This is a genomic window from Xylophilus ampelinus, from assembly GCF_003217575.1.
Lineage (GTDB): Bacteria > Pseudomonadota > Gammaproteobacteria > Burkholderiales > Burkholderiaceae_C > Xylophilus > Xylophilus ampelinus.
Genome location: NZ_QJTC01000001.1, coordinates 234095 through 246094 on the forward strand (window position 1 = coordinate 234095; position 12000 = coordinate 246094).

The 12000-nt window shown below is 68.9% G+C and carries 11 protein-coding genes; 5 read left to right on the top strand and 6 right to left on the bottom strand.

Features of this window, described 5'->3' with window-relative positions:
- Position 1 precedes the first annotated feature (1 nt).
- From DFQ15_RS01030 to DFQ15_RS01050, 5 genes are read right to left on the bottom strand one after another with little or no spacing between them, the layout of a single operon-like run.
- On the bottom strand, positions 2-706 hold the full coding sequence (locus DFQ15_RS01030) for an RluA family pseudouridine synthase (RefSeq protein WP_110464174.1): 705 nt from the start codon (positions 704-706) through the stop codon (positions 2-4).
- Complete coding sequence (locus tag DFQ15_RS01035; protein WP_110464175.1) at positions 696-2849, bottom strand: PAS domain-containing hybrid sensor histidine kinase/response regulator; 2154 nt, start codon at positions 2847-2849, stop codon at positions 696-698. Before DFQ15_RS01035 ends, DFQ15_RS01030 begins: the two co-directional genes overlap by 11 nt.
- A gap of 19 nt (positions 2850-2868) precedes the next feature.
- A complete protein-coding gene (gene gcvH / locus DFQ15_RS01040) occupies positions 2869-3243 on the bottom strand; it encodes a glycine cleavage system protein GcvH (RefSeq protein WP_110464176.1) in 375 nt (124 codons plus the stop codon).
- Positions 3240-3599 carry a hypothetical protein gene (locus DFQ15_RS01045; protein ID WP_110464177.1) on the bottom strand — a complete coding sequence of 120 codons (360 nt, stop codon included), beginning with the start codon at positions 3597-3599 and terminating at the stop codon, positions 3240-3242. Before DFQ15_RS01045 ends, gcvH begins: the two co-directional genes overlap by 4 nt.
- A 51-nt stretch (positions 3600-3650) precedes the next feature.
- Positions 3651-5357, bottom strand: a complete 1707-nt coding sequence (locus tag DFQ15_RS01050) for an electron transfer flavoprotein-ubiquinone oxidoreductase (RefSeq protein WP_110464178.1) — start codon at positions 5355-5357, stop codon at positions 3651-3653.
- A gap of 255 nt (positions 5358-5612) precedes the next feature.
- Between DFQ15_RS01050 and DFQ15_RS01055 the strand changes: the two genes are divergently transcribed.
- The 3 genes from DFQ15_RS01055 (at position 5613) to DFQ15_RS01065 (ending at position 8070) form a co-directional block, all read left to right on the top strand.
- A complete protein-coding gene (locus tag DFQ15_RS01055) occupies positions 5613-6509 on the top strand; it encodes a DUF3014 domain-containing protein (RefSeq protein WP_110464179.1) in 897 nt (298 codons plus the stop codon).
- 93 nt (positions 6510-6602) lie between these two features.
- Positions 6603-7433: a CoA transferase subunit A gene (locus tag DFQ15_RS01060; RefSeq protein WP_110464180.1), complete on the top strand. Its 831-nt coding sequence runs from the start codon at positions 6603-6605 to the stop codon at positions 7431-7433.
- 1 nt (position 7434) lies between these two features.
- Positions 7435-8070: a 3-oxoacid CoA-transferase subunit B gene (locus tag DFQ15_RS01065; RefSeq protein ID WP_110464181.1), complete on the top strand. Its 636-nt coding sequence runs from the start codon at positions 7435-7437 to the stop codon at positions 8068-8070.
- 553 nt (positions 8071-8623) lie between these two features.
- On the opposite strand, the gene DFQ15_RS01070 is transcribed toward DFQ15_RS01065, so the two are convergent.
- On the bottom strand, positions 8624-8899 hold the full coding sequence (locus tag DFQ15_RS01070) for a metal/formaldehyde-sensitive transcriptional repressor (RefSeq protein ID WP_110464182.1): 276 nt from the start codon (positions 8897-8899) through the stop codon (positions 8624-8626).
- 62 nt (positions 8900-8961) lie between these two features.
- Here DFQ15_RS01070 and dmeF point away from each other — a divergent pair, with 62 nt between their 5' ends.
- Both dmeF and xopQ read left to right on the top strand, forming a co-directional pair.
- Positions 8962-9945 (top strand): CDF family Co(II)/Ni(II) efflux transporter DmeF, encoded by a 984-nt coding sequence (gene dmeF / locus DFQ15_RS01075; protein WP_110464183.1) that lies wholly within the window; start codon positions 8962-8964, stop codon positions 9943-9945.
- A 575-nt stretch (positions 9946-10520) separates the two neighbouring features.
- Positions 10521-11783, top strand: a complete 1263-nt coding sequence (xopQ, locus tag DFQ15_RS01080) for a type III secretion system effector XopQ (RefSeq protein ID WP_374940995.1) — start codon at positions 10521-10523, stop codon at positions 11781-11783.
- Positions 11784-12000 lie beyond the last annotated feature (217 nt).

The window sequence follows — 12000 nt, forward strand, 5'->3', positions numbered from 1 at the left end:
GTCAGAAGGGCACGGCGCTGCGGAACCGCAGGGCGGCGCCGGTGACCGGATGCGCGAAGGCCAGCAGCACCGCATGCAGCAGCAGCCTCGGCGCGGCGGCTAGGACCGCGGGGGGCGCATAGAGCGCGTCGCCCAGAATCGGATGGCCGATCGCCCGCAGGTGCACCCGCAGCTGGTGGGTGCGGCCGGTGACCGGGGTCAGGCGCAGCCGCGCCGTGCCGGCGACAGGATCGTGCGACAGGGGTCGCCAGCGGGTGAGGCTCGGCTTGCCGGCCTCTGCATCGACCTTCTGCATCGGCCGGCGGGGCCAGTCGGCGCCGAGGGGCAGGTCGATCGTGCGCCAGCCTTGGGCATCGGCGGCGCCGCCAGCAGGCCGGCCGCTCACCACGGCCTCGTACTCCTTATGCACCGCACGCTCCGCGAAGGCGTCGCCCAGCATGCGCTGCACGGCCGGGGAACGTGCGAACACCACAAGGCCCGAGGTGGCCATGTCGAGCCTGTGGACGACCAGCGCGTCGGGGTAGAGGGCTTGCACGCGGGCGCTCAGGCAGTCCTGCTTGTCCTCGCCGCGGCCGGGCACGGCCAGCAGGCCGGCGGGCTTCTCCACGACCAGCAGGTGCGGGTCGGCGTGGTGCGCCGGCAGCTCGGCGAGGCCGGTCCGCGCAGTCTGCAGGGCGGCGGGGAGCGAGGCCGTGTCAACCGCCATCGTCGCCCATGACCAGGCGCTGCACCGTCTCGCACAGCTCCTCGACGTCGTTGGGCTTGTGGATCAGGGCGCGGGCGCCCTCGGCCCGGGCCGCGGTCTCGATCTCGGCGGTGACGTAGCCCGACGCCAGGGCCACCGGCAGGTCGGGGCGGATCAGCCGGGCCTCGCGCACCAGGTCGACGCCGCTGTAGCCGGGCATGTTGTAGTCGGTCACCAGCAGGTCGTAGCTGCGCGGGTCGTCGCGCAGCGCGCGCTCGGCCTCGCGGGGATCGGTGAAGCCGGTGACGCGGAAGCCGCGGCGGCGCAGCAGTCGCTCGACCAGGAACACCAGCGCCCGGTCGTCGTCCACGTACATCACATGGCGGCCGGTGCCGGCGATGCTGGAATGGAGCCGCCGCTCGGAATCGCCGCCGCTCGGCGCCGCGCCGACGGCGTCGGCCACGGGGAAGTAGAGGGTGAAGGTGCTGCCGCTGCCCGGGGTGCTGCGCACGTCGCTCGCGCCCTGGTGACTGCGCACCACGCCGTGCACCACCGCCAGACCCAGGCCGGTGCCTTTGCCGACTTCTTTCGTGGTGAAGAACGGCTCGAAGATGCGGGCCATCGTCGCCGAATCGATGCCGGCGCCGGTGTCCGATACCGAAATGATGGCGTAGCGCCCCGGCGCGATGCCCAGGCGCTCGCATGTCCGATGGTTGGGCGTGGCGGTGTCCAGCTCGACCCGCACCGCGCCCCGGCCTTCGCCGATCGCCTGGACGGCGTTGGTGCAGAGGTTGAGCAGCGCCTGGCCGACCTGGGTGGCGTCGCCCATCACGCTGGGCACGTCGGGGGTGAGGTGCAGCGACAGCTCGACGCCCGGCGGCAGGGTGACGCGCAGCAGCCGCTCGGTCTCGTGCACCACCTCGGCCATGTCGACCGGTGAGCGCTGGGTGGGCTCGTTGCGGCTGAAGGTCAGGATCTGGCGCACCAGGTCGCGGGCGCGGCGGCCGGCCTTGCCGATTTCCTCCAGGCTCTCCAGTGCCGGAGCGCCTTCGCCCAGGTCGTCGCGGGCCAGCTCCACGTTGCCGAGTATCGCGCTCAGGATGTTGTTGAAGTCGTGGGCGATGCCACCGGCCAGCGTGCCCATCGCTTGCATCTTCTGCGACTCGCGCAGCTGGGCTTCCAGCACCGCGCGATGGGCCTCGGCCTTCTTGCGGCCGGTCAGGTCGCGGGCGAAGACGGTGGTGCTCTCGCCGGTGGCGTGCCGCTCGAACGAGACGCTGATCTCGACCGACAGCTCGCGGCCGCCGGCGGTGCGGGCGGTGCGCTCGCCCAGCATCGCCTGGGTCGAGATCTGGGCGAAGGTCAGGGCCTGGGCCGAGTCGGGCAGGAAGCGCTCGAGCGGGCTGCCGAGCGCATCGAGCGCGGCGCACTGGAACAGCGCCGACGCGGTCGGGTTGAAAACGGTGATGCGCTGGTGCTGGTCGACGCAGACGATCGCGTCGAGGGCCGAGTTGATCACCGCCTCGAGCCGGCGCTCGCCGTGGAAGAGCTGCTCGTTGCGCTCCTGCAGGGCCATGGCGCTCTGCTGCAGGGCACGCCGCTCTGCCAGCAGCGGTCCCTGATCGACCACCGCGCAGATGAACTGGACCGCGGCCTCGCCCGAGGCATGCCGGGTGTCGATCCGGCTGATGTGCAGATCGCCGGTGATCGCGCCGGAGTCGCCCATCGAGAACACGACCTCCGACACCTCGCTGTGGCCCGCGCGGCGCGCTTCGGCGAAGCCGTGGGTGACTTTGGCCATGTGCCCGCGGCTGACGAATGGCATCAGCGAGATCAGCGGCCGGTCGCGCTCACCGGGCTGGAACATGCGTTGGGCCTTGGCGTTGCCCTGGATCACCATGTCGTGCTCGTCGATCACCATCAGCGCCAGGGGTACGCTGGCGAAAAGCGCCTCGAACCGTTCCGACGCGCCTTCGGCGGCAGCGTTGCTGTAGAGCAGTATCTTGTTCTGCGCCTCCAGCTCGGCCACCCGCCGCTGCAGTACGTCGACACGGCGCGGGCCGCGTCGCGGTGCCGGTGCCGCGGCCCCGCCGGGCGGCTGCGCCACGCGGGCCAGCAAGGAAAACGGAGGCGGCAGTTGCTTGCGGCGCGATGCTTTGGGCATGGAGGGCGATCGGCGTCGGTTAGGCGTCCTGGGTGAGCCGTGAGTAGGCGGGCGCTTCCAGCAGCGCGTCGAATTCCTGCGGTGCCGAAGGCTTGACCTGGAAGAACCAGCCGTCGCCTTCGGGGTCGCGGTTGGCGAGCGACGGGTCGGCGCGCAGCGCCTCGTTGACCGCGATCACCTCGCCCGACAGCGGCGCATGGACGTCGGAGGCGGCCTTCACCGATTCGACGACGCCGGCGACCTCGCCCCGGCGCAGCACGCGGCCGACCTCGGGCAGCTCGACGAAGACGATGTCGCCCAGCGTGTCCTGCGCATGCCGAGTGATGCCGATGCGGGCGGCAGCGGGCTCGCCCGTGTCGGCCCATTGGTGCTCGGGGGAATATCTGACGCTCATGGCGGCTCTCCGTGGTGGGGCGGGCGCGGGCGCCACGAACCGGTCGAAATGAAGAGAAGTATGCCGCCAGCCGCGCCGTCCCGCACGCGACCCGCCGGAGGAATCCGCAGAGATGCGGCAGCCAGGTGCCGGTCGCCGGCACGAAGGTCGGCGGCGCCGGCACCACGCGTGCGCCACAGGACGGGCGCCAGCTCGCGCACCTGCGCCGACATCCGCACCTTCGACAGGTTGCAGGTCCGGCACCGCAGCCCGTCCACCGCTGGCGTGATCGTGCCGAGCGCGAGGTTGGAGATCGCGATCATCGCGACATGCGTCGGATCCACCCCCGGCTTCACCGCGATCGGCGCCAGCACCATCGGAGAGCCGCCGTCGCATGCAAAACGGGGCCGAGGCCCCGTTCGTTCTTGCTACATGCCCGAGTAGTTGGGCCCGCCGCCGCCTTCGGGCGTCACCCAGACGATGTTCTGCGTCGGGTCCTTGATGTCGCAGGTCTTGCAGTGCACGCAGTTCTGGGCGTTGATCTGCAGCCGCTCGGCACCGGGGCCGGCCGCCTCGTCGGCCACGAACTCGTAGACGCCCGCGGGACAGTAGCGCTGCTCGGGGCCGGCGTACCGGGGCAGGTTGATCCGGGTCGGGACGGTCGGGTCCTTCAGGGTCAGGTGGGCGGGCTGCTGCTCCTCGTGGTTGGTGTTGCTCACGAACACGCTGGAGAGCCGGTCGAAGGTCAGCTTGCCGTCGGCCTTGGGGTACTTGATCGGCTTGCACTCGGCCGCGCGCTTGAGGCGGGTGTGGTCGGCCTCGCGGCGGTGGATCGTCCACGGGATGTTGCCGCCCAGGAGCTTCTGCTCGATGCCGGTCATGATGGTGCCGATGGTGCGGCCCTTCTTGAACCAGGTCTTGAAGTTGCGGTCCTTGTACAGCTCCTCGCGCAGCCAGCTCTTCTCGAAGGCTTCCGGGTAGGCGGTCAGTTCGTCGTGCTGGCGGCCGGCGTGCACCGCGTCGAAGGCGGCCTCCGCGGCCAGCATGCCGGTCTTGATCGCCGAGTGGCTGCCCTTGATCCGGCCGACGTTGAGGTAGCCGGCTTCGCAGCCGACCAACGCCCCGCCGGGGAACACCGTCTTGGGCAGGGCCAGCATGCCGCCGGCGGTGATGGCGCGGGCGCCGTAGCTGATCCGCTTGGCGGGCTGTATGCCGTGCTCTTCGTAGCCGTCGAAGTAGTAGCGGATGTTGGGATGCGTCTTGAAGCGCTGGAACTCCTCGAACGGGCTCAGGTACGGGTTATGGTAGTCCAGGCCGACCACGAAGCCGACCATCACCTTGTTGTCTTCGGCGTGGTACAGGAAGCCGCCGCCGTAGGTGGCGTTGTCCAGCGGCCAGCCAGCGCCGTGGATCACCAGGCCGGGCTGGTGGCGGGCCGGGTCGATCTCCCAGAGTTCCTTGATGCCGATGCCGTAGCTCTGCGGATCGCTGTCCTTGGCCAGGCCGAACTTCTCGATCAGCTGGCGGCCCAGGTGGCCGCGCGAGCCTTCGGCGAACACGGTGTACTTGCCGTGCAGCTCCATGCCCAGCTGGAAGTTGTCGGTCGGCTCGCCGTCCTTGCCGATGCCCAGGTCGCCGGTGGCGACACCGCGGACCGAGCCGTCCTCGTCGTAGAGCACCTCGGCGGCCGGGAAGCCGGGGAAGATCTCGACGCCCAGGCCTTCTGCCTGCTCGGCCAGCCAGCGGGTCAGGTTGCCCAGGCTGATGATGTAGTTGCCGTGGTTGTGGAAGCAGCCCGGCAGCATGAAGTTGGGGGTGCGCAGGGCGCTCTTCTCGCCCAGGAACAGGAAGGCGTCTTCGGTGACCGGCTGGTTCAGCGGGGCGCCCAGTTCCTTCCAGTCGGGGAACAGCTCGTCGAGCGCCTTCGGGTCCATGATGGCGCCCGAGAGGATGTGGGCGCCGGGCTCCGAGCCCTTCTCCAGCACCACCACCGACAGCTCCTTATCCTGTTCGGCGGCCAGCTGCTTCAGGCGGATCGCGGTGGAGAGGCCGGCGGGGCCGCCACCGACGACGACCACGTCGTACTCCATGGCTTCGCGGGGACCGAACCGGGCAGTGATCTCGTCGTGGGTCATGGAACGCTTTTCTCGTCTTGGAGTTGGATTGTCGGGCGGGCCTGCGGCAGGACATGTCCAGTGCGGGACCGATTTTATTCCGGGCACTGCCCCACGCGCGCAGCGACGAGCCCGTCGTCGCCCCTGAAGATCGAGAACCGTTACCCATTGTCGCCATGACGGCGGTGGGGCGGAGCCCTCGGCGCGGCCCGGCGGCTAGGATGCTCGGGGCTGCGCATGCCGCGGCCCGGTCCCAGAAGCGTTCAGGAGATATCTATGTCCGACAGAGAATTCCGGCCGCCGGCCGAAGGCTCCGGTGCCTGGAAACCGGTGGTCGCGGTGGTCGTGGTCGTCGCGCTGGCCGCAGGCGGCTGGTGGTATTGGCAGCAGCGACAGAAGAGCGCGCAGCCCGATCTGCTGCCGCAGGCGGCGGCGCCCGGCGAAGTGCCCACCCCGCCCAAGCCGCCGCCGCTCTCGCCCGCCGGCCCCGAGTTCCCGGTCGAGCCGCCGGCGACCGAGCCGACGCCGCTGCCCGGGCTTGCCGCGTCCGATCCGGCGGTGAAGTCGGCCCTCGACGAGCTGCTGGGCGCCAAGGCGGTGCTGCAGTTCCTGCAGGTCGACAGCTTCGTGCGCCGGGTGGTGGCGACGGTCGACAATTTGCCGCGGGAGCACGCCGCCTCTCGCATGTGGCCGGTGCAGCCGACCGGCCAGCGCTTCACCGTCGCCGGCGCTGCCGGCGCGCAGACGATCGCGCCCGACAACGCCGCGCGCTACACGCCCTTCGTGCAGCTGGCCGAATCGGTCGATCCTGCCAGGGCGGTGGCGGCCTACCGTCGGATGTACCCGCTGTTCCAGCGCGCTTACGAAGAGCTGGGATTTCCGTCGCGCTACTTCAACGACCGGCTGGTCGCGGTCATCGACTACCTGCTGCAGACACCCGAGCCCTTCGGCCCGCTGGCGGTGCGGCTGCTGGAGGTCAAGGGCGAGATGGCGTCGGAGCGGCCCTGGGTGCGCTACGAGTTCGTCGACCCGGCGCTCGAAGGGCTGTCGTCCGGCCAGAAGGCGCTGGTGCGGATGGGCTCTGAGAACCAGCGGCGGCTGAAGGCGAAGCTGCGGGCCTTCCGGACCGAGCTGACCGCGTTCGCGCAGCCCAAGGAGGCGGCCAAGTCCTGAGGCCGCGAGGGTGGGCCCGCAGGCGGTCGGGCAGGGGCCTGCGTAGTATCGTAGCGGGCACATCCGGATCGTCATCCGTCAGAAGGAGTACCCGTGAACAAAGTATTTCCCACCGCCGAGGCGGCGCTGCAGGGTGTCGTGCAGGACGGCCATCTGATGGCGGTCGGCGGCTTCGGCCTCTGCGGAATCCCCGAGGCGCTGATCGAAGCGCTCAAGGACAGCGGCACGAGGGACCTGACCGTCATCTCGAACAACGCGGGCGTCGACGGCTTCGGCCTCGGCAAGCTGCTGGAGACGCGGCAGATCAGGAAGATGATCTCCAGCTACGTCGGCGAAAACAGGGAGTTCGCGCGCCAGTACCTGGCCGGCGAACTGGAGCTGGAATTCACGCCCCAGGGCACGCTGGCCGAGAAGCTGCGCGCCGGCGGCGCCGGCATCCCGGCCTTCTTCACCAAGACCGGCGTCGGCACCCAGGTGGCCGAAGGCAAGGAACTGCGCGAATTCGGCGGCGAAACCTACGTGATGGAGCACGCCCTGCTGCCCGACGTGGCGCTGGTCAAGGCGCACGTGGCCGACACATCCGGCAACCTGCGCTTTCGCCTGACGGCACGCAACTTCAATCCCGCCGCGGCGATGGCCGGCAAGGTCTGCATCGTCGAGGTCGAGCGGCTGGTCGAGGTGGGCGAGATCGCGCCCGACGACGTGCACCTGCCCGGCATCTACGTGCACCGCATCGTGGTCAACCCCACGCCCGAAAAGCGGATCGAGAAGCGCACCCTGAGCGCCGCGGCCCCGGTCGACGTGGCCGCCGCCCGGCAAGAGGCCCAGGCGGTGATCGCCCAGGCCGCGGCCGTCAGCGCCGACGAGGTCGCCGTGCCGAAGGTCGACGTACCCGCCCAAACCGCCAAGACCCGAGGAGCCTGACATGCCCTGGACCCACGACCAGATGGCCGCACGCGCGGCGGACGAGCTGGAGGACGGCTTCTACGTGAACCTGGGCATCGGCATCCCGACGCTGGTCGCCAATTTCACCGGGGACAAGGAGGTTTGGCTGCAGAGCGAGAACGGCATGCTGGGCATCGGCCCGTTCCCGACCGAGGAAACGGTCGATGCCGACCTGATCAACGCCGGCAAGCAGACGGTCACCACGCTGCCGGGCTCGTCGATTTTCGGCAGCCACGACAGCTTCGCGATGATCCGCGGCGGCAAGATCAACCTCTCGATTCTGGGCGCGATGCAGGTCAGCGAGAAAGGCGACTTGGCCAACTGGATGATCCCCGGCAAGATGGTCAAGGGCATGGGAGGCGCGATGGACCTGGTCGCCGGCGTGAAGCGGGTCGTCGTGCTGATGGAGCATGTCGCCAAAAAGAAGGATGGTACCGAGGACCTGAAGATCCTCCAGAACTGCAGTCTGCCGCTGACCGGCGTCGGCGTGGTCGACCGGATCATCACCGACCTGGCGGTGATGGACGTGGTGCCCGAAGGACTGAAGCTGGTGCAACTGGCGCCGGGCATGACCCGCGAGGGGGTTCAGTCCAGGACCGGCGTGACGCTGATCTAGCCGGTGTCGAGAGCCGGTGCGAAGTCGCCGGCTTTTTTGCGCGTCCGACAGGACGAAAGGGCCGGCCCGTCGAGGCAGGCATGAGCCGAGGCGCTCAGCGCAGGCCGAAGAACGACAGCACAGCCACCACGACGACGACCATACCAACGATGTAGATGATGGAGTTCACGGTGCGGATCCTTTCGTTTTTGAACGACTCGATTGTGGTGAGCGATCCGGATGAATCGGTGGGACACGGTGGTCTCGTTTTGTAGGACCGTACGGATGCAGGCGTGATGTGCCCGAAGCTGGCGAGACGCGTATTTGTTCCTGCAGGGCCACCGTCCCGGCCGCGGCGACTCCGGCGGAATGGGACAGGCCCTCGGTGCCGCCGGGCACAGATGCGGCACCGTGGGAATGGATTCTAAAAGAAAAGGGGCTGTAGCCTAAGTGCGGCGCCGACCACCAGCTATCGATTTTATAGCAGATTCGCCATGTGCAAGGTGCAAGGTGCCACGTGAACAGGACAGGGGCCGGACGGCTGCCGCCGTCGACCGTCGCGCTGGCTGTGAACTCAGCGCAGATAGGACCGCAGCACGCCCAGCACCGCATCCAGCTCCTGCCGGCGCTCGACCAGCGGCGCGCCGTCGTCGGCCAGATGCTCGCGCAGACGGCCTTCCAGCACCTCGGCCATCAGGCCGTTGACCGCGCCGCGCACGGCGGCGATCTGCTGCAGCACCGGGCCGCAGCCGGCATCGGCGATCAGGGCTTTTTCCAGCGCCTCGGTCTGGCCGCGGATGCGGCGCACCCGGGCCAGCAGCTTTTTGTGGTCGCGGATGGTGTGGCTCATGGTGCGGTTATTCTCGGTAGGGGTACTGGGGGGAGTATATTTGCCGGCTATGGAGGAACCCGATGCCTGTCCTGCACGCCGCCCCGACACCGTCCGCCGGCGCTTCATGCGCCCATGCCCATCGCTTCGACGCGGTCGATCCGCTGGCCGAGCGCAACACCCGCCGTGCGGTCTGGCTCACCGCGGCGATGATGGTGGCCGAGATCGCGGGCGGCTGGATCTTCAACTCTATGGCGCTGCTGGCCGACGGCTGGCACATGGGGTCGCATGCGGTGGCCCAGGGCCTGTCGGCCGCGGCCTATGCGGCGGCGCGAAGGCTGGCGAAAGACCGGCGCTTCGCCTTCGGCGCCGGCAAGATCGAGGTGCTGGGCGGCTATACCAGCGCGCTGCTGCTGGCGGGCGTGGCGGTGCTGATGGTGCTGCAGTCGGTCGAGCGGCTGCTGTCGCCGCTGCCGATCCACTACGAGCAGGCGATCGGTATCGCGCTGGTCGGGTTGGTGGTTAACCTGGTCTGCGCGCGGCTGCTGCATTCCGGGTCGCACGGATATTCGCACGGCCACGGCCACGGCCACGGCCACGGCGAGCATGACCACCACCAGCACGGCAACGACCTCAACCTCCGCTCCGCCTACCTGCATGTGGTCGCCGACGCCGCCACCTCGGTCCTGGCGATCCTGGCGCTGGCCGGTGGGTGGATCCGGGGCTGGTCTTGGCTCGATCCGCTGATGGGGATCGCCGGCGCGGTGCTGGTGGCCGTCTGGGCCTGGGGACTGCTGCGCGACACCGGCCGGGTGCTGCTCGATGCCACGACCGATCCGGCGCTGGTGCGGGAGGTGCGCGAGGCTGTGGCCCTGGCGCCGGAGCCGGTCACCGTCACCGACCTGCATGTCTGGCGCGTCGGCAAGGGCCGCTTCGCCTGCATCGTGGCGCTGCAGACGGCGGTGCCGGTGGCGCCCGAGGTGTTCCGGCGGCTGATCGGGGTGCATGAAGAGCTGGTGCACATCACCGTCGAGGTGAATGCGGTGGGAGCTTTGCAGCCGGCCTAGAGCGTGTCATGCACTGTGACGTACCCGCGCGGGTCCCGCAGGCGGGCGATCGCAAGGCGCGGGCCGTTTGCGGTATCAATGCCGCGGCGCGTACTGCGCCTTGCCGCCGGGCCTCTCCCCGGCTTTCGTGGGTACGTCGCAGTGCATAAGACGCTCCAGCGCAGCGGTGCTGGACGCCACCGAGGGCGAGTCGCGAGGCCGACACGGTGCGCTTCGGCGAGCCGCTCCGGGGCCTCGGGTGATAGCCAAGGCGGGCACCGGGAGCGGCGAGAACGACGGCCCGATCCGCACGCCCTCCGACAACTGCGTGCCGGCGACGCAGACACTTCTGAATTTCGCGCTGCTGGCCCAGCTTTCGCACCGCCCTGCCGGCGCGATGCGGCGTGGCCTCACACTTTCAAATGAACGCCGATCGTAGGCGTGTCGGTCTATCAGTTTCATGTGGAGGCAGTCACGTGGGTCCTACCAACGATGGATTCCATTCCGTCCCGAACCGCCATGACCCATCGCCTGAGACGCGAAACGACACAGGCGCATCGACTTCCTCGGGTCCCGGTCGAGACGCGCCGGCGACGCTGGACGCATCGTTGCAGGCGCTAGCCAGGAAACCCGGGCTCCACAGACCAACGCTCGAGCGCTCCCAAAGCTTGCCGCTTCGATCTGCGCCGGCGCAGCAGACGATGCTCGCCGAACTGGGTGTGGCCGACGGGCCGCGGTTGACGCCTGACGAAGAGGCGGTCCTGAGGGAACTCCGATTCCATCGACCTCGAACTCCGCGCGACATCGTGTTGTTCACCGATCCGAACAAGGATTCCGACGATGTCGTGACGTACACCATCGGCAAGCAATTGCAGGACGAGGGTTTCGTGCGCCTCAAAGATGTCGTGGTCACGTTGGGCGACGCGCAGGTACGCGCGCAGCGGGCGCAGGTTGCGAGAGGGGTGTTCGACCGGTTGGAGTTGCCGGACGTGCGCGTATCGCGCGGCCAGGACTACGCCATGAACGCGATCCAGGTCGACGAACATGCCAAGTTCCTGCACGAAGGGCATTCGTTCCGCGCAGCGCCGGCGGATGTCGATACCGACAGCCCGGGTGCGATGCGCGACCGTCTGCGTGACGCGCCGCACCCGTTGAGCCTGGTGGTGATCGCCGGCATGACCGATGCGAATGCGTTGATCACCCACTCTCGGGATCTCGTGCGGGACCGGATCGAGACCATCACCATCATGGGCGGGATCGACCCGGCCAAGGACGCCGATGGCTTCGTGCAGCCCGACACGCGCGCATACAACAACACCACCGATATGGACGCTGCGCGCAGCTTCTACCGGCGCGCGCAGGAACTCGGCATTCCTATGCGCATTGTGACCAAGGAAGCCGCTTACAAGACGGCTGTGCCGCCGTCGTTCTACGAAGGCATTGCAAGCAGCGGGCATCCGGTGGGCGAATACCTGCGAAACGTTCAGCGCAACGCTCTGGAAGGTCTGTGGAACGGTATCCAGGCAGGCTTGCTACCCGGCCTGGATGCGCCATGGTTCTTCCGCACTTTCGTGTCGCAGGAGAAGGCCGATTCCGGTCGGCTTGAAAAGCAGGCTGCCATCGCCTTCGACGACATCTGGCCGCAGGTCACCAAACTCAATCTGTACGATCCCCTGACCTTGCTTGCAGCGCTGCCCGGCACCGCGCGTCTGCTGTTCAAGCCACAAGCCATACAGACCGAAGGATTCAGCCTGGTGGAACACGTGGGGCACGACGAGGTCGAGCGTCCGGAGAAGGCCAAGCGGCTGATGTCCGCGTTGGCCAAAGCCGCACTCGCCATGAAAGGCGGGGCGCCGTAGTACGCCAGCCCAGTCGCGGCCGTTGCCGAAATCGGCGGGCAGGCGGCCCTCGATCGGCTTCGCATCGCTGCCGGCGGCCGCAGTGACGTGCACTACCGTGTCGGTCGGTGCCGGCGCGCGGGCCGCCGGAGGGCCTGGCAGCGACGCCTGCGGGCGCGGTGGCCGCCGGCTTGCTGCGCGGCGATGCCCCGTCGTACGCGTCCGCCCGCCGTCCAGA